Source organism: Streptomyces sp. NPDC051133, assembly GCF_040682635.1.
Taxonomy (GTDB): Bacteria; Actinomycetota; Actinomycetes; order Streptomycetales; family Streptomycetaceae; genus Streptomyces.
Genome location: NZ_JBFBBK010000071.1, coordinates 19,449 through 37,398 on the forward strand (window position 1 = coordinate 19,449; position 17,950 = coordinate 37,398).

15 protein-coding genes are annotated in these 17,950 nt (G+C 73.0%); 11 read left to right on the forward strand and 4 right to left on the reverse strand.

Annotated features, from left to right (window positions below):
• Window positions 1-57: 57 nt before the first annotated feature.
• Both AB0N17_RS40920 and AB0N17_RS40925 read left to right on the forward strand, forming a co-directional pair.
• Complete coding sequence (locus AB0N17_RS40920) at window positions 58-3,768, forward strand: glycosyltransferase family 2 protein (RefSeq protein WP_366016776.1); 3,711 nt, start codon at window positions 58-60, stop codon at window positions 3,766-3,768.
• Window positions 3,765-5,294 carry a DUF5719 family protein gene (locus tag AB0N17_RS40925; RefSeq protein ID WP_366016761.1) on the forward strand — a complete coding sequence of 510 codons (1,530 nt, stop codon included), beginning with the start codon at window positions 3,765-3,767 and terminating at the stop codon, window positions 5,292-5,294. The genes AB0N17_RS40920 and AB0N17_RS40925 overlap by 4 nt, the downstream gene beginning before the upstream one ends.
• Window positions 5,295-5,456: 162 nt before the next feature.
• Here AB0N17_RS40925 and AB0N17_RS40930 read toward each other — a convergent pair whose 3' ends face one another.
• Window positions 5,457-5,846 (reverse strand): metallopeptidase family protein, encoded by a 390-nt coding sequence (locus AB0N17_RS40930; RefSeq protein ID WP_366016762.1) that lies wholly within the window; start codon window positions 5,844-5,846, stop codon window positions 5,457-5,459.
• Between the two features lie 350 nt (window positions 5,847-6,196).
• Between AB0N17_RS40930 and AB0N17_RS40935 the strand changes: the two genes are divergently transcribed.
• The 6 genes from AB0N17_RS40935 to AB0N17_RS40960 all read left to right on the forward strand — a co-directional run bounded on the left by AB0N17_RS40935 (window position 6,197) and on the right by AB0N17_RS40960 (window position 12,161).
• The gene (locus AB0N17_RS40935; protein ID WP_079176868.1) at window positions 6,197-6,622 is read left to right on the forward strand and encodes a DUF3499 domain-containing protein; all 426 of its coding nucleotides are present in this window, start codon (window positions 6,197-6,199) and stop codon (window positions 6,620-6,622) included.
• Window positions 6,623-6,763: 141 nt separating this feature from the next.
• Window positions 6,764-8,128, forward strand: coding sequence for a phosphomannomutase/phosphoglucomutase (locus AB0N17_RS40940; protein ID WP_366016763.1), 1,365 nt, complete (start codon window positions 6,764-6,766; stop codon window positions 8,126-8,128).
• A 200-nt stretch (window positions 8,129-8,328) separates the two neighbouring features.
• Window positions 8,329-8,499 (forward strand): Trm112 family protein, encoded by a 171-nt coding sequence (locus AB0N17_RS40945; protein ID WP_141360461.1) that lies wholly within the window; start codon window positions 8,329-8,331, stop codon window positions 8,497-8,499.
• Window positions 8,500-8,672: 173 nt separating this feature from the next.
• A complete protein-coding gene (locus tag AB0N17_RS40950) occupies window positions 8,673-9,800 on the forward strand; it encodes an SIS domain-containing protein (RefSeq protein WP_366016764.1) in 1,128 nt (375 codons plus the stop codon).
• A 91-nt stretch (window positions 9,801-9,891) separates the two neighbouring features.
• Window positions 9,892-11,043 (forward strand): mannose-6-phosphate isomerase, class I, encoded by a 1,152-nt coding sequence (gene manA, locus AB0N17_RS40955; RefSeq protein ID WP_366016765.1) that lies wholly within the window; start codon window positions 9,892-9,894, stop codon window positions 11,041-11,043.
• A 137-nt stretch (window positions 11,044-11,180) separates the two neighbouring features.
• Window positions 11,181-12,161, forward strand: coding sequence for a cation diffusion facilitator family transporter (locus AB0N17_RS40960; RefSeq protein ID WP_366016766.1), 981 nt, complete (start codon window positions 11,181-11,183; stop codon window positions 12,159-12,161).
• 12 nt (window positions 12,162-12,173) lie between these two features.
• Here the strand turns inward: AB0N17_RS40960 and lepB are convergent, their stop codons facing one another.
• The gene (gene lepB, locus AB0N17_RS40965; protein WP_366016767.1) at window positions 12,174-12,863 is read right to left on the reverse strand and encodes a signal peptidase I; all 690 of its coding nucleotides are present in this window, start codon (window positions 12,861-12,863) and stop codon (window positions 12,174-12,176) included.
• 329 nt (window positions 12,864-13,192) lie between these two features.
• Between lepB and ahcY the strand changes: the two genes are divergently transcribed.
• Window positions 13,193-14,650: an adenosylhomocysteinase gene (gene ahcY / locus AB0N17_RS40970; RefSeq protein WP_366016768.1), complete on the forward strand. Its 1,458-nt coding sequence runs from the start codon at window positions 13,193-13,195 to the stop codon at window positions 14,648-14,650.
• A 217-nt stretch (window positions 14,651-14,867) separates the two neighbouring features.
• On the forward strand, window positions 14,868-15,482 hold the full coding sequence (locus AB0N17_RS40975) for a hypothetical protein (protein WP_366016769.1): 615 nt from the start codon (window positions 14,868-14,870) through the stop codon (window positions 15,480-15,482).
• 15 nt (window positions 15,483-15,497) lie between these two features.
• On the opposite strand, the gene AB0N17_RS40980 is transcribed toward AB0N17_RS40975, so the two are convergent.
• Window positions 15,498-16,451 carry an RDD family protein gene (locus AB0N17_RS40980; RefSeq protein ID WP_366016770.1) on the reverse strand — a complete coding sequence of 318 codons (954 nt, stop codon included), beginning with the start codon at window positions 16,449-16,451 and terminating at the stop codon, window positions 15,498-15,500.
• Window positions 16,452-16,594: 143 nt separating this feature from the next.
• On the opposite strand from AB0N17_RS40980, the gene AB0N17_RS40985 reads away from it, so the two are divergent.
• A complete protein-coding gene (locus AB0N17_RS40985; RefSeq protein ID WP_366016771.1) occupies window positions 16,595-17,602 on the forward strand; it encodes a stage II sporulation protein M in 1,008 nt (335 codons plus the stop codon).
• A gap of 129 nt (window positions 17,603-17,731) precedes the next feature.
• On the opposite strand, the gene AB0N17_RS40990 is transcribed toward AB0N17_RS40985, so the two are convergent.
• Window positions 17,732-17,950 (reverse strand): hypothetical protein (locus AB0N17_RS40990; RefSeq protein ID WP_366016772.1); only part of this gene is annotated, 219 nt, incomplete at its 5' end.

Below are 17,950 nucleotides of genomic sequence, written 5' to 3' on the forward strand. Positions count from 1 at the left end.
CCGCACGGGGAGACGCAGGTGTCCACCGCAGTCCATCGAACCGGGGCCCGTACCTCGATGTCCGTGCACAGCCATACGGCAGCCCATCAGAACCCCGCTGCCACACCTGAGTTCCCGCGTCATGTGGTGACGGCGGTCCTCGTCTCCCACGACGGCGCCCGCTGGCTGCCCGACGCGCTCGCCGGGCTGCTCGGCCAGGAGCGCCCCGTGCAGTACGCGGTGGCCGCAGACACCGGCAGCGCGGACGGCTCCGCCCAGCTGGTCACCGACGCCCTCGGCGACGCCAATGTGCTGCACCTGACCCGCCGCACCGGCTTCGGCCAGGCCGTCGAGGAGGCGAGCCGCACCGCGCCGCTCCTCACCCCGGAGGAGCTGCCGTACCTGAAGCGCCCCAGCGGCTGGGACCCGGTCACCCGCAGCTGGCGCGACGACGCGTACGACCTGCCCGACCTGCCGCACGGCGAACCCGTCCAGTGGCTCTGGCTGCTGCACGACGACTGCGCCCCCGCCCCCGACGCCCTCGCCCAGCTGCTCCGGGTCGTCGACAACGAACTCGAACTGGGCCGCGACGACGTCGCGGTGGTCGGCCCCAAGCTGCGCGGCTGGTACGACCGCCGGCAGCTGCTGGAGGTCGGCGTCTCCATCGCCCACTCCGGCCGTCGCTGGACCGGCCTGGACCGCCGCGAACAGGACCAGGGCCAGCACGACCACGTCCGCACCGTGCTGTCCGTCTCCACCGCCGGCATGCTCATCCGCCGCGACGTCTTCGAACAGCTCGGTGGCTTCGACCGCCGGCTGCCCCTGATGCGCGACGACGTCGACCTGTGCTGGCGTGCCCACGCCGCCGGCCACCGCGTGCTCGTCGCCCCCGACGCCGTCGTACGGCACGCCGAGGCCGCCTCCCGCGAGCGGCGCACCGTCGACTGCGCGGGCCGCACCACCGCATCCCCGCACAAGGTCGACAAAGCGGGCGCCGTCCACACCCTCCTCGTCAACACCCGTACCGGCGCCCTGCCCTGGGTGCTGCTGCGGCTCGTCCTCGGCACCCTGCTGCGGACTCTCGCCTACCTGGTCGGCAAGGTCCCCGGCCAGGCCGTCGACGAGATCCGCGGCCTGCTGAGCGTCCTGCTGCGCCCCGAGCGGATCTTCGCCGCCCGGCGCCGCCGCGGACCCTCGCAGATCGACAAGGGCGAACTGCGGCAGCTCTTCCCGCCGCCCGGCGCCACCGTCCGGGCCACCGTCGAACAGTTCGCGTCCAACTTCACCAGCGGCTCGGACGCCGACACCTCCTCCGCCGGCCGGCACGGCGGCGCCGTCGAGTCCGGCCCCGGCGGTGACGACGCCGACTTCCTGCAGGTCGAGCAGTTCGCCCGGCTCAAGCGGATCGCCCGCAGGCCCGGCCCGGTCCTCTTCCTCGCGCTGCTGATGATCTCCCTCGTCGCCTGCCGCGCCCTGCTCGGCGGCGGCGCGCTCGCGGGCGGCGCCCTGCTGCCCGCCCCGGCCGGCGCGAGCGATCTGTGGTCCCGGTACGCCGACGCCTGGCACGCGGTGGGCGCGGGCGGCACCCCGGCCGCACCGCCCTACCTCGCCCTCGTCGCCACCCTCGCCTCGATCCTGTTCGGCTCCACCGGACTCGCGGTCACCGTCCTGCTGGTCTGCTCGGTCCCGCTCGCCGGCTTCACCGCCTACTTCGCCTCCCGGCCCCTCGTCACCTCCCGGCTGCTGCGCGCCTGGGTGGCCGTCGCCTACGCCTTCCTGCCCGCCACCACCGGCGCCCTGGCCGGCGGCCGCATCGGCACCGCCGTCCTCGCCGTACTGCTGCCCCTCATCGCGCGCGCGGGCATCGCCGCAAGCGGCCTCGCGCACCGCAGCGGCGCCCGCGGCAGCTGGCGCGCGACCTGGGCGTACGCGCTGCTGCTGACCCTCGCCACCGCCTTCACGCCGATCGTCTGGCCCCTCGCGCTGCTCCTCGGCCTCGGGGTGCTCGCACTGCGCCGCTCCGACCCCGTCGCGTACGGCCTGCGCTTCCTCGCCCAGCTCGGCACCCCGCTGCTGGTCCTCGCGCCCTGGTCGCTCACCCTGCTCCCGACCGGCTTCTTCAAGGAGGCCGGCCTCGCGTACGGCCCGTCGTCCGCCTCCGCGCTCGACCTGCTCGGCGCGAGCCCCGGCGGCCCCGGCACGGTCGACGGCCTGATGCTCGTCGGCATCGTCCTGGCCGCCCTCGCCGCCCTCCTGCGCTCCGAGCGGCAGCTCGGCATCCGCACCGCCTGGATCGTCGCCCTGCTGGGCCTCGTCCTCGCCGTCCTGTCCAACCGGTCCGCCTGGGCCGGGCCGGCCACCCTCGTCTACGGCACCGCCCTGCTGGCCGCCGCCGCCCTCGGCGCCGACGGCGCACGCGCCCGCGTGGCCGAGCAGAGCTTCGGCTGGCGCCAGCCCGTCGCCGCCCTGATCGCCTTCGCCTCGGCCGCGGGCCCGCTGCTCGTCGCCGTCGGCTGGATGCTCGGCGGCGCCGACGGACCCCTGGAGCGCCGCGACCCGACCCAGGTGCCCGCCTTCGTCGCCGAGGACTCCTCCGGCGGCGACCAGGCGCGCACCCTGGTCCTCGACAGCGACTCCGCCGCGCGCGTGCGCTACACCCTGGTCCGCGGCTCCGGGGCCCGCATGGGAGACGCCGAACTGGCCTCCGCCGACGGCGAGAACGCCCGCCTCGACAAGGTCGTCGCCAACCTCGTCGCCGGCTCCGGCGCCGACCAGTCCGACGAGCTCGGCGGCTTCGCCGTGCGCTACGTCCTCGTCCACAAGGGCGCGCCCCGCCAGATCACTCGCGTCCTCGACGCCACCCCCGGCCTGACCCGGCTCAGCCAGCAGCACGGCAACGCCCTGTGGCGCGTCGACCAGGAGGTCTCCCGCGCGGCGATCGTCCCCGCCGGCGGCTCGGGCACCGCCCAGCCCGTCGCCGCGGGCCCGGTCGAGATCCACACGACCGTCCCCTCCGGCCCGGGCGGCCGCGTCCTGCGCCTGGCCGACTCCGCCGCGCCCGGCTGGACCGCCACCCTCGACGGCAGGCCGCTCACCCGCACCACCGTCGACGGCTGGGCCCAGGGCTTCCAACTGCCCGCCGCCGGCGGCAGGCTGGACGTCACCTACGACGCGCCGCTCACCCACACCGCCTGGCTGTGGGCCCAGGGCGCACTCGCCGTCGTCCTCGTCGTCCTCGCCCTGCCCGGCCGCCGCCGCGACGTCGACGACGACCTTCCCGAGGAGCAGCCGCTGCCCGCCCAGGCCACCGCGGGCGAGGGCCGCCGTGCCCGCCGCCTGCGCGCCCAGGCCGAGGAACAGGCTCCCGGGGAACAGGCTTCCGACGAAGAGGCCCCCGAGGGCCAGGCGGCCTTCGCGGAGCACCCGGACGCCCCGCCGCTGCCGCCCCAGGCCCCGGCGGCCGTACCGCACCAGCAGTCCTACGACGAGTGGGACGCGTCCACCTACCCGGACCCGAACGCCGGGTACGGCACCGACCAGTACCAGACGGGCGTGCAGTACCAGCAGGCCGGCTACGACCAGCAGGCGTCCTACGCGGCCGACCCGTACGGAACGTCGGCCCAGTACGACCCGTACGCCTACAGCGGTACGGGCGACCAGATGCCGTACGACCCGACGGCCTACCAGCAGGGCTACGACCCGGCGTACGACCCCGCCCAGCAGGGCTACGACCCGGCCCAGCACCCCCACGGCACCGGCAGCGAGCGCCCCGACGGGAGCCAGCAGTGAACCGCACCACCCTGTCCCTGATCGCCGGTACGGCAGCGCTGGCCGCCGTCACCGCCTTCGCCGCACTCGACACCCCCTCGGCGTCCGGCGCCTCCGCCCCGGACACGGCCGCCCAACTGCCCGTCCAGCGCACCAGCCTGCTGTGCCCGGCACCGAGCATCTCGGACATCGCGGACACGTCGTACACGTCCTTCACGCCGGTCACCAAGGGCGCCGCGAGCAGCGGCAAGGCACAAATCCAGCCCGCCACCCCGGACTCGGGCGACGGCACGAGCGGCTCCAAGGACCAGAAGGGCCAGAAGGGCCAGTCGTCCAAGACGTCCCAGAAGGCGGACCAGCCGGTGCTCGCCCCGAAGGCGCCCGGCACCCCGGTCACCGGTGACACCTCGGGCGCCGACACCCCCGCGCTGATCGGTACCGCCGACGGGAAGTTCGCGCCCGGCTGGACCGTCCAGGAGACCACCGAGGTCGCCGCCGGCACCGGCCGGGGACTCCAGGGCGTCACCTGCACCCCCGCGGACACCGAGTTCTGGTTCCCGGGCGCCGGCACGGCCTCCGGGCGCACCGACTACGTGCACCTGACCAACCCCGACGACTCCGCGGCCGTCGTCGACATCGAGCTGTACGGCAAGAACGGCCGGATCAAGTCCCCGCTCGGGGAGGACCTCACCGTCGAGCCGCATTCAAGCAAGCCGGTCCTGCTCTCCACGCTCACCGACGAACGGCAGGGCGACCTGACCGTGCACGTCAGCGTGCGCAGCGGCCGGGTCGGCGCGACCGTGCAGGCCCTCGACGACAAGGCCGGCGGCGACTGGCTGGCCGCCGCCACCGACCCGGCCGGCAGCCTGGTCCTGCCCGGCATCCCGAAAGACGCCACCGACGTGCGTCTGATCGCCTTCACCCCGGGCGACGCCGACGCCGACCTGAAGATCCGCCTGGCCTCACCGGACGGGCTGATCACCCCCGCCGGGAACGAGACCGTGCACGTGAAGTCCGGCATGACGACCACGGCCGACCTCGGCGCCGTGACCCGTGGCGAGGCGGGCTCCCTCGTCCTGACCCCCACCGACCAGTCGGTCCCGGTCGTCGCGGCCCTCCAGGTCGTCCGCGGCAAGGGCGACAAGCAGGAGACGGCGTTCATCCCGGCCACGGCCCCCGTGGGCACGCGCGCGACCTCGGCCGACAACAGCGCCAAGGGCACGACCCTCGCGCTGACCGCGCCCACCGCGACGGCCGAGGTGAAGGTGACCGCTTCGGCGGGCAGCGAGGGCGGCTCGGCGGTCTCCAGGACCTACACGATCAAGTCGGGCACGACACAGAACGTCCAGGCCCCGACCCCGTCCGGTGGCGGGGGCACCTACGCCCTGACCGTGGAGACCCTCTCCGGCGGCCCGGCCTACGCCTCCCGCACCCTGACGGCGACCGAGGGGGGAGTCCCCGGCTTCACCATCCAGACCCTCCCCAACGACCGGGGGCTGGTCGCGGTACCGGAGTCGGACGAGGACCTGTCGGTCCTGCAGAAGTAGCCGGAAGCGGGAGCGGCGATCCGGCCCGGTGCCCAGTCGCGGCACCGGGCGACCGGCCGCCTGGGGAACCGGCCGCCTGGGGAACCGGCCGCCTGGGGAACCGGCCGCCTGGGGAACCGGGCACCTGCGGAACCGGGCACCCGGGGAAGCGGCGGCCTGCCCCTACTCCTCCCCGTACCGGGGATCCACGGTCTCCGGAGTGAGCCCCAGCAACTCGGCCACCTGCTCCACCACGACCTCGTGCACCAGCGCGGCCCGCTCGTCCCGCCCCTTGGTCCGGATCTCCACCGGCCGCCGGTACACGATCACCCGAGCCCGGTGGCCCTCCCGCGCCGGCACGACCCCGCCCAACGGCACGGCCTCATCGCTCCACGTGCCCACCTGATCCCCCGGCCCCTCCGGTCGAGGCACTTCCAGGACGAGGAAATCGATGTCTGCCAGCTGCGGCCACCGCCGCTCGAGACGCTCCACGGAATCCTGCACCAGGTCCGCGAACACCTCGGCACGGCTGGCCGCCAGCGGCACCTGCGGCGGTGCGATCGGCCCCCGCATGCCCCGGCCGTGGCGATCACGGCGACGAGGCCCGGGTCCGGCGGCACGGGGCGGTACACGGTTGTCCATCACCGGTGAAGCCTAGTCCCCGCCCGCCCCGCCCGCCCGATTCCACGCGGTGACGACCCTGCTCACCCCGTGTCGCAGGATGACCGTTCCAGCCAAGGTCTGGCTCGTTTCCGTAACCCTCCAAGACCGCCGAACTCAAGGCAATTGACGGTGTTTGTACCGACTCATGACCGGACGCCGACCCGGCCGAGGCCGGCCGGGAATGCGTCCATGCAGGTCAACAGGCCCTCCCCAAAAGGGTGTGTGGGGCGTTTCACAGCACGACACGGTGGAGTGACCTGGTGGAGAGTCGTCGCGGCCCGCTCAAGAGTGCGGTACCGTCCAACGTCGTGAGCCCTGTACGTCGCTGTTCGCGCACCGCCTGCGGCCGACCCGCCGTCGCGACGCTGACGTACGTCTACGCCGACTCGACCGCGGTCCTCGGCCCGCTCGCCACCTACGCCGAACCCCACTGCTACGACCTGTGCGCCGAGCACTCCGAGCGCCTCACCGCCCCCCGCGGCTGGGAGGTCGTCCGCCTCCTCGACGGCTCCGCTCCCGCGCGGCCCAGCGGGGACGACCTGGAAGCGCTTGCCAACGCGGTGCGCGAGGCGGCCCGTCCCCAGCAGCGCGCGGCCGAGGCGGCCGGCGGCGGAGCCCGTACGGCGGACCCCATGGAGGTCGCCCGCCGCGGCCACCTCCGCGTCCTGCGCTCCCCGGACAACTGAGCCGGCTCCCCGGCCCACCGCGCACCCGCCGCCCGGTCACGACTCGGAGTCCGCTGGACGTCCACCCGGTGTCCGCACACCTCGCCCTTACCCCTGGCGGGTAGTTTGTGTGCACCCATAGGACTTTCAGGAGGGTTGGCCGTGGCTGCTGATCTGTCGCAGATCGTGAAGGCGTACGACGTACGCGGAGTGGTCCCGGACCAGTGGGACGAGTCACTGGCCGAACTCTTCGGCGCCGCCTTCGCGGAGGTGACGGGTGCGGCGGCGATCGTCGTCGGTCACGACATGCGTCCCTCGTCCCCCGGCCTGACCCGCGCCTTCGCGCGCGGCGCGGCGCACCGCGGCGTGGACGTCACCGAGATCGGCCTGTGCTCGACGGACCAGCTCTACTACGCCTCCGGCGCACTCGGCCTCCCCAGCGCGATGTTCACCGCCTCGCACAACCCGGCCCAGTACAACGGCATCAAGATGTGCCGCGCGGGCGCCGCCCCGGTCGGCCAGGACACGGGCCTCGCGCAGATCCGTGAACTGGTCGAGGGCTGGCTGGAGTCGGGTGCCCCGGAACCGGCCGGCCGGCCGGGAACCCTCACCACCCGCGAGACGTTGGACGACTACGCGGCGCACCTGCGCTCCCTGGTCGACCTTACTTCCATCCGCCCCCTGAAGGTCGTGGTCGACGCGGGCAACGGCATGGGCGGACACACGGTCCCCACGGTCTTCGCCGGCCTGCCGCTGACCCTCGTCCCGATGTACTTCGAGCTGGACGGCACCTTCCCGAACCACGAGGCCAACCCGCTCGACCCGGCCAACCTCGTGGACCTGCAAAAGCGCGTCCCCGCGGAGGGCGCCGACCTCGGCATCGCCTTCGACGGCGACGCGGACCGCTGCTTCGTCGTGGACGAGCACGGCGACCCGGTGTCCCCGTCCGCGGTCACCGCCCTGGTCGCCGCCCGCGAGCTGGCGCGCAACGGCGGCAAGGGCACGATCATCCACAACCTGATCACCTCCCGCACGGTCCCGGAGGTCGTGAAGGAGAACGGCGGCACCCCGGCCCGCACCCGCGTCGGCCACTCGTTCATCAAGGCCGAAATGGCCCGCACCGGGGCGATCTTCGGCGGCGAGCACTCCGCGCACTACTACTTCAAGGACTTCTGGAACGCCGACACGGGCATGCTGGCCGCCCTGCACGTCCTGGCGGCCCTGGGGGGCCAGGACGGCCCGCTGTCCTCGCTCGTCGCCCAGTACGACCGCTACGTCGGCTCCGGTGAGATCAACTCCACCGTCGCCGACCAGGCCGCCCGTCTCGCCGCGATCCGCGCCGCCTACGAGGGCCGTCCCGGCATCACGCTGGACGACCTCGACGGTCTCACGGTCGCCGCGGCCGACTGGTGGTTCAACGTCCGCCCCTCCAACACGGAGCCGCTCCTGCGCCTGAACGCGGAGGCGAAGGACGAGGCGACGATGACCAAGATCCGCGACGAGGCCCTGGCCGTCATCAGGGCCTGACCGCTCCCGCGTCAGGGCCTGACCACTCGCGCCCACGCCCCCCCGCCCGAACCGGCCCCCGGCCCAGGCCCCCCCGCCCGAACCGGCCCCCGGCCCAGGCCCCCCGCCCAGGTCCGCCCATCCCCGCCGCCGGCCCCGCGCCGGCGGTACGCTGACCAGGCACGACCACAGACACGTACCCGCCCTCGAAGGGACACCCCATGCCGCTCGAAGCCGGCCTCCTGGAGATCCTCGCCTGCCCGGCCTGCCACGCCCCCCTCAAGGAGCAGGACACCGAGCTGGTCTGCACGGGCCAGGACTGCGGTCTCGCCTACCCGGTCCGCGACGGCATCCCGGTCCTGCTCGTGGACGAGGCCCGCCGCCCCGCGTAACGACGCGGCTCACCGCCGGCGCTCACCGCCCGCGGAACGACGGAGCCCCGGCGCCACGACGTGACGGCGCCACGACGTACGGCGCAACGGCGCGGCGGCGCGGCGACGAGGCATCCACCCCCTGCGAAGGACCCATCCCGCACAGGATCCCCGGCGATCGGAGACTCCCGCCCATGCTGGACGAATCGCTGCTCGACACCCCGGAGGGCCTCGCCGAGGCCGACCGCCGAGGCCTGCTGCGCGGTGCCGCCGAGGCCGGTGCCCGCGTCCGCACCGCCGCCCGGCACGCCGCCGAGGCCGGCATCGGCGACCTCAAGCCCGACGGCCGCCCCCGCGCGGTCCTGATCGCGGGCCCCGGAGCCGCCGCCACCCACACCGCCGACCTCCTCGGCACCCTGGCCGGCCCCGGCAGCCCCGTGGTCCGCCTGGCCCCCAGCGGCGTCGCCCCGGCCGCGGGCGCCCTGCGCTGGGAGCTCCCCGGCTGGGCCGGCTCCGTGGACCTCCTCCTGATCGCCACCCCGGACGGCACCGAACCCAGCCTCTCCCTCCTCGCCGACCAGGCCTACCGCCGCGGCGTCACCGTCGTCGCCGTGGCTCCCGCCGGCACCCCGCTCGCCGAGGCCGTCGCCGGCGCGCACGGCCTGTTCGTACCGATGGCGACGGCACCGTACGACCAGGAGGAACCCCTCGCGGCGTCCTCGCCGGGCGTCTTCTGGGCCCTGTTCACCCCGCTGCTGGCGCTCCTGGACCGCGTCGGCCTGCTCAACGCCCCCTCCGATGCCCTGGAGAAGGTCGCCGACCGCCTGGACGGCGTCGCCGAGCGCTGCGGCCCCGCGATCGTCACCTACAGCAACCCGGCCAAGACCCTCGCCGCCGAACTCGCCGACGCGCTCCCGGTGGTGTGGACGGAGGGCCCCTCGGCCGGCCCGGCAGGGCGCCGGTTCGCCGCCGCCTTGGCCGAACTCGCCGGCCGCCCCGCCCTCGTCGCCGAACTCCCCGAGGCGCTCGCCGCGCACAGCGCCCTGCTGGCCGGGCCGCTCGCCGCCAGCGCCGACCCGGACGACTTCTTCCGTGACCGCGTGGAGGAGCCGCCCGCGCTGCACGCGCGCGTGGTCCTGCTCCGCGACCGCCCCATCAACGGTCTGTCCGCCGCCCCCACCGCCCGCGACCTGGCCCTCAGCCACGACACGCCGATCAGCGAACTCGAACCGGAGGAGGGCGGCGAACTGGAGACCCTCGCGGAACTGATCGCCGTCACGGATTTCGCCGCCGTTTACCTGGCGCTCGCTTCCAGGGCCTGATCTGGCTCAGGGCCGACCCGCGCCCACCACCGGCACCGGGGCCGGCACCCCTGCCGGCCGAGCCGCGTACGTACGGAGACAGAGAAGACACATGGACCGCCTCGACAACACCGTCCGCCCCTACGCCTGGGGTTCGACCACCGCCATCCCGCACCTCCTCGGCGTCGAGCCGACCGGCGAACCGCAGGCGGAGATGTGGATGGGCGCGCACCCCGGAGCGCCGTCGCGCACCGAGCGCGGCACGCTCGTCGGGGTCATCGAGGCCCACCCGGAGCAGGAACTCGGCGCCCGCGCGGTGGCCAGGTTCGGACCCCGCCTGCCCTTCCTGCTCAAGATCCTCGCCGCCGGTGCCCCCCTCTCCCTCCAGGTGCACCCCAACCTGGAGCAGGCCAAGGAGGGTTACGCCGACGAGGAGCGCCGGGGCGTCCCCGTGGACGCCCCGCACCGCAACTACAAGGACGCCAACCACAAGCCCGAACTGATCTGCGCCCTCACCGAGTTCGACGGCCTGTGCGGCTTCCGCGACCCGGTCGAGGCGGCCGACCTGCTGGCCGGGCTCGGCGTCGACTCCCTCAAGCCGTACGTCGACCTGCTGCACGCCCACCCCGAGGAAGCGGCCCTGCGCGAGGTCCTCACCGCGATCCTCGGCGCCGACCCGGAGGACATGGCGCGCACGGTCGCCGAGACCACCGCAGCCTGCAGCCGTCTCGGCGGTGACTACGCCCCCTACGCCGGCATCGCCCACCACTTCCCGGGCGACCCCGGCGTCATCGCGGCCCTGCTGCTCAACCACGTCCGCCTGCAGCCCGGCGAGGCCCTGTTCCTCGGCGCCGGCATCCCGCACGCCTACATCAGCGGCCTCGGCGTCGAGATCATGGCCAACTCCGACAACGTCCTGCGCTGCGGCCTGACCCCCAAGCACGTCGACGTCCCCGAGCTGCTGCGGGTGGTCCGCTTCGAGGCGGGCGACCCGGGCGTGCTGCGCCCCGAGGCGTCCTCGGACGGCGAGGAGGTCTACGAGACCCCGATCGACGAGTTCCGGCTCTCCCGGTACGTCCTGCCCGAGGGCGGCAGCGCCCACGACGTCACCCGCGACACCCCGCAGATCCTGCTCTGCACGGCCGGTTCGGTGCTCGCGGGCGAGTACGGACTCGGCCCCGGCGAGTCGGTCTTCGTCCCGGCCGGCGAGAAGGCGGAGATCTCGGGCGCGGGCACCGTCTTCCGCGCCACTGTGATCGTATGACCGGGGTTGTGGATACCTGACGCGTCGGTCCCCGGCAGGGCTGCAACAATGGCCCACCGGCAAAGGCCGGGCAAAGGGCGACGGGCGCTGCCGGGCACCGGCGTGGGCATACGAAGGCGAAGGGACAACGCGGACACATGAGCGCGTCAGGCGGTACGAAGGCGATCGTGGCGGCACTCGGCGCCAACCTCGCGATCGCGGCATCGAAGTTCGTGGCGTTCGCGTTCAGCGGCTCCTCCTCGATGCTCGCCGAGGGCGTCCACTCGCTCGCCGACTCCGGCAACCAGTTCCTGCTGCTCATCGGCGGCAAGAGGGCCCAGCGCGACGCCACCCCGCAGCACCCCTTCGGCTACGGCCGCGAGCGCTTCATCTACGCCTTCCTCGTCTCGATCGTCCTCTTCTCCATCGGCGGCATGTTCGCCATCTACGAGGGCTACGAGAAGATCACCCACCCGCACGACCTGGAGAACTGGTACTGGCCGGTCGGCGTCCTCGTCTTCGCCGTCATCGCCGAGGGCTTCTCCTTCCGCACGGCCATAAAGGAGTCCAACGAGCTGCGCGGCAAGCTCTCCTGGGCCCAGTTCATCCGCCGCGCCAAGGCGCCCGAGCTGCCCGTCGTCCTGCTGGAGGACTTCGGCGCGCTCATCGGTCTGGTCCTCGCCCTCTTCGGCGTCGGCCTCACCGTGATCACCGGCGACGCCGTCTGGGACGGCATCGGCACGGTCTGCATCGGTGTCCTCCTCGTCGGCATCGCCCTCGTCCTCGCCGCCGAGACCAAGTCGCTCCTGCTGGGCGAGGCCGCCGGCGCCGACGTGGTCAAGCAGATCGAGACCGCGACGGTCGACGGCGACACCGTCACCGGCGTCATCCACATGCGCACCCTGCACCTCGGCCCCGAGGAACTGCTGATCGCCGCCAAGATCGCCGTCCGGCACGACGACACGGCCGCCGAGGTCGCGAACGCCATCAACGCCGCCGAGGCCCGCATCCGGGCCGCCGTCCCCATCGCCCGCGTCATCTACCTCGAGCCGGACATCTACAGCGAGGCCGAGGCCGCCAAGGGCCCGGACCCGGAGGCCACCCCGGGCGGCCCGAACCCGCACGCGGCCGGGCACTGACAGCCGGACCCCTCAGCCCTGGGCCGGCCGCACGGTCCAGGGCGCCGGCGGCACAGGCGGCGCCTTCCGCCCCCGCACCGCGAGAAAACCGATGCCCAGCCCGATGCCGGTGAGCACCAGAACCGCGGCGAGGAGCAGGGCCGTCCCCAGCAGCACCGGGACCGTACGGTCGTCCGTCACCCGCCCCCGCACGGCGCTCACCGGCACCGTCCCGTCGTGGTCGGCGGAGAAGAAACGCGAGTCCATGGCGTCGCCCCGGCGGTCGCCCAGCAGGAACAGCCGGCCCTCCGGCACCTTCACGTCGTACGGCCGGCGCACCCCGTCGGCGTCACCACCGCTGACATAGGGCTCCTCGATCGGCTTCCCGTTCACGGTGACCCGCTCCCCGGTGCCCACGCGCGTGCAGCAGGCCACCCGGTCGCCGCCCACCCCGATCACCCGCTGCACCACGGCACCGCCGGACCGGTAGCGCTCCGGCATGGAGAACGCCACGACGTCACCGCGCCGCACCTCCCCGCCGTCCACCCGCTCCCACACGATCCGGTCACCCGGCTCGTACGCCGGCGACATGCTGCGGCTCTGCAGCGTGCCCCAGCCGTAGGCGCTGCGGGCGTAGCCGACCGTGCCGGCTCCCAGCGCCAGCCCCAGGAGCCCCACCACGAGCGCCGCGATCCCGAGCCCGCGCCCCCGCCTCGTACCCATCCGTCCCACCCTCCCCATGCGGCCCGTCCGCCGTCGCGCGGACGATAGCGGCTCCCCGTGAACGCCGCGCGCCGCCCCGTCCGGCTCGGTCCATGCGCAGACGGACTGGGGACGACCGGGTCGTCCGGTGTAGCTTGGGACGGAGCCAGACGTCGCTGCTGATGGCGGTCGGGCGGTCCCACACGGACCGACCGAGGGAGAGAGGGCCTCCGACGGACTGCGCTGCGCGAACGTGGGCATGCCCGTGTCCTCTTCTCGGGCATCCGTATGTCCGCCGCCGCGCAGACCAGCCGTACCCACCTCGACCCGAATCCGAGGAGCAGCTCGCAATGACGACTGTCGAGAACCGACAGGACTTCAAGGTCGCCGACCTCTCGCTGGCCGAGTTCGGCCGCAAGGAGATCACCCTCGCCGAGCACGAGATGCCCGGCCTGATGGCGATCCGCAAGGAATACGCCGAGGCCCAGCCCCTCGCCGGCGCCCGTATCACCGGCTCCCTGCACATGACCGTGCAGACCGCCGTGCTCATCGAGACCCTGGCCGCCCTGGGCGCCCGCGTCCGCTGGGCCTCCTGCAACATCTTCTCCACCCAGGACCACGCGGCCGCCGCCATCGCCGTCGGCCCCCACGGCACGCCCGACAACCCGCAGGGCATCCCGGTCTTCGCCTGGAAGGGCGAGACCCTGGAGGAGTACTGGTGGTGCACCGAGCAGGCGCTGACCTGGCCGGACAGCCCCACCGGCGGCCCGAACATGATCCTCGACGACGGCGGTGACGCCACCCTCCTCGTCCACAAGGGCGTCGAGTACGAGAAGGACGGCAAGGTCCCCTCCGTCGACACCGCCGAGTCCGACGAGCACCGCGTCATCCTCGAGCTCCTGCACCGCACCATCACCGACGGCTCGCAGAAGTGGACCCAGCTCGCCTCGGAGATCCGCGGCGTCACCGAGGAGACCACGACCGGCGTCCACCGCCTGTACGAGATGCAGCGCGACGGCGTTCTCCTCTTCCCGGCGATCAACGTCAACGACGCCGTCACCAAGTCGAAGTTCGACAACAAGTACGGCTGCCGGCACTCCCTGATCGACGGCATCAACCGCGCCACCGACGTCCTCATCGGCGGCAAGACCGCGGTCGTCTGCGGTTACGGCGACGTGGGCAAGGGCTGCGCGGAGTCCCTCCGCGGCCAGGGCGCCCGCGTGATCGTCACCGAGATCGACCCGATCTGCGCGCTGCAGGCGGCGATGGACGGCTACCAGGTCACCACCCTGGACGAGGTCATCGACAAGGCCGACATCTTCGTCACCACGACCGGCAACAAGGACATCATCATGGCCTCGGACATGGCCAAGATGAAGCACCAGGCGATCGTCGGCAACATCGGCCACTTCGACAACGAGATCGACATGGCCGGCCTCGCCAAGGTCCCGGGCATCGTCAAGGACGAGGTCAAGCCGCAGGTCCACACCTGGACGTTCCCGGACGGCAAGGTGATCATCGTGCTGTCCGAGGGCCGTCTGCTGAACCTGGGCAACGCCACCGGTCACCCGTCGTTCGTGATGTCCAACTCCTTCGCGGACCAGACCCTGGCCCAGATCGAGCTGTTCACCAAGCCCGACGCGTACCCGACCGGTGTCTACGTGCTGCCCAAGCACCTCGACGAGAAGGTCGCCCGCCTCCACCTGGACGCGCTCGGCGTCAAGCTCACCACGCTGCGTCCGGAGCAGGCCGCGTACATCGGCGTCGAGGTCGACGGCCCGTTCAAGCCGGACCACTACCGCTACTGAGCCGGTGACCCCGTAGTCCCGCCCGCCGGGGTGAGGGCAGGACGTCGGTGCACCGACGTACCGCCCACTCACCCCGGCAGCAGGCCCTCCGAGGCAGGCCCCCGCACCCCCGTGCCGGGGGCCTGCCCCTTTGGCCGGAACCGCCCAGCGGCACCGCCCCGCCCGGACCGGCAGCGCCGGCCGGACCACCGCCGGCCCGTCACGACCCAGGACCCCCATGCCCCGCGGCCGTTATTCGCTCCACGATCCGCACGATCACACCCCCCTCGCGGAAGAGCACTTCCAATGCGCCCCCGGTCCGTCCGGCTGGCGCTACGTCTCCCAGCTGACCAGCCCCGCCGGTGATCACCTCGGCTCGGTCGACCTCGCCCTGGACGACCTGGGCCGCCCCATCCGCCTCGAGATGCACGCGGGCGGCTGGCAGGTGCGCGGTGCCGCCCTCGATGGCGTCACCTGGGTCCGCACCGACCCCACCGGAACTCAGGCCACGGAAGGCAATGTGCGCGCCCACGCCTTCACCGGCACGTCCCCCGCCTTCCTCGTCGCCACCGCTCGTCTCCTGCGCCTCACCCCCTCGTCCGCCGCGACCCGTGTCCGCCTCGTGGCCTTCACGGACCCGGTCCTCGCCCCCCGCACCGTGGATCAGTCCTGGGCCCTGATCAACAGCGAAGCACACGCCACTGACAACGGCCCCCTGACCGTGGACGAATACCAGGTCACAGCCCTGGACACCGGCGAACGGCACACCGTTCACATCGCCGGCGACGTCGTCCTGGCCGCGCCCGGCATCGAGCTGGAAGACCTCGCATCACCGCCGTCGACGTTCGACTGAGCGGCCCGCCCGGCCCTAGGCGGGCGGCGCGAACCCGGTGGCCGGGCGGTCGGCCGGCTGCTCCCGCGCAACCTGGGGCTCAGCAGCCCGGCCGGAACCCTGCGTCCCAACCGTCGCCGTCGCCGACCCCGCCGTCGCCGGCGACGGCGGGGTCGGCGGAGAAGACGGAGAAGCCGGGATGACCGGAGCCCCGGGCTGTGTCACCGGCGAGGGGGAACCGCTCGCACCGAAGGCCTGCCGGGCCTCACGGGTCTGCCGCTCGTGCACCACGGCCGCCAGGAAGACAGCGGGGGGAAGATCATGCGGTACCGGAGCACCGGTCCCTGCCGCCAGATCGGCGGCAAGCCGCTGCGCCATGTCCAGCGAAACCCGCGGATCGAGCTGCTGCATCCGGGTCAGGTACTGCCGGACCGCAAGCCACAGCCCGTCCGGCACCGCCGACAGATCCAACTCGGCGAACCGCCCCGCGAGCCACGGAGGCGGAGGGGGCACGAAACCGGTCCGCCCGGCGGGTATCCGCTCACGCACGACGAGCGTGCCCGCGAACACGTCCCCGAGCCGCCGCCCCCGCGCCGACACCAGCGAGGCGATGCAGGCCACCACGCCGAACGTCATCAGGATCTCGACGACCCCGATCGCGCCCCGCACCAGCGCATGCCGGAAACGGATGGGCCCACCGTCGTCCCGCACCACCCGCAGCCCGAACGCCAGCTTCCCCAGGGAGCGCCCGTGACTGAGCGTCTCCACCGCGATCGGCCCGCCCACCAGCACCAGCAGGAACGACGCGATCGACAGTGCCACCTGTGCGGCATCGTCCAGGGACGAGGTCGACGCCACCAGCACGATGGTGACGCCGATGTACGCGACCATCGCCACCACCAGGTCGAGCAGCACCGCCAACGCCCTGCTCGGCACCTTGGCGGGCCGTAGTTCGAGCGCCACCGCCTCGCCCGTCACCAGCTCACTCACGCCCGCCGCCTTCCCCTCGTCCGCCCCTTGAACAGCAAGTCTGCCAAGCTGTGGGCGCATCGTGCCTCAGTACGACAAGCTGACAACAGTCACGAGCAGCCACGACGAGCAGTCGACGACCAGCCGAGGAGCAGGCAGACCCGATGGACCTGGACGTCTTCGTCTCCGTACACCGATCCGAATGGGACCGCCTGGACGCCCTGCTCAGCCGGCGGCGCCGGCTCGACGGCGCCGAGGCCGACGAACTCGTCGCCCTCTACCAGCGCACCGCCACGCACCTCTCCCTCATCCAGTCCAGCGCACCGGACCCGCAACTGACCGGATGGCTGAGCCAGCTGGTGGCACGCGCGCGTAGTGCCGTCGCCGGCACCCGCCGCGCCTCGTGGCGGGACGTCACGCGCTTCCTGGGCCAGGGCTTCCCGGCCGCCGTCTACCGCTCCCGCCGCTGGTGGGTGCCCACCGCGCTCCTCTCCACCGTCATAGCGATCCTCCTGGGGTGGTGGATCGGCACGCATCCCGAGGTGCAGTCCTCCATCGCGGCCCCCGGCCAGCTGCGCCAGCTGACCCGCCCCGGCGGTGAGTACGAGACGTACTACTCCAGCCATCCCGCCGCCGCCTTCGCCGCCCAGGTCTGGACGAACAACGCCCAGGCGGCGGCCATGTGCCTGGTCCTGGGCATCTTCCTGGGCCTGCCCGTCCTCTGGATCCTCTTCGAGAACATGCTCAACCTGGGAGTCGGCATCGGCCTGATGTCCTCGGCCGGCCGCCTCGACACCTTCCTGGGCCTGGTCCTCCCGCACGGCCTGCTCGAACTGACCGCGGTCTTCGTCGCCGCCGGTACGGGCCTGCGCCTGGGCTGGACGCTGATCGACCCCGGCCCGCGTACCCGGCGCGCCGCCCTCGCGGAAGAGGGCCGGGCCGCGGTCGGCATGGCGATCGGCCTCGCCCTGGTCCTGTTCGTCTCCGGGTGCATCGAAGGCTTCGTGACCCCCTCCGGCCTGCCCACCTGGGCTCGCATCGGAATCGGGATCGCGGCCGAGCTGGCATTCCTCGCCTATGTCTTCGTCCTGGGTGGCCGTGCGGCACGCGCGGGTGAAACGGGTGATCTCGAGGCGACGGACCGCAGCTCGGCCGTGCCGACGGCCGCCTGATGTGCGTCCGACCCCTGTGAGCTGCTAGTCTCCTCTTCGCCCCACAAGAACCGTTGACACGGGACGCGTGGGGAGGTAGATTCAAACAGTTGCCTAGAACTGGACAAGTTCACGGGCCGCCGATAGAATCTACGAGCTTCCAGAGAAGTCGTGAACGACTTCCCGGAGAAGCACCTCCCGATTACTCAGGAATGAGCGGCCGGTAAGACCGGCCAAAAACTTCTGATAAAGTCGGAACCGCCGGAAAGGGAAACGCGAGAGCGGAAACCTGGAAAGCACCGAGGAAATCGGATCGAGAAAAGATCTGATAGAGTCGGAAACACCGAAGGGAAGCCCGGAGGAAAGCCC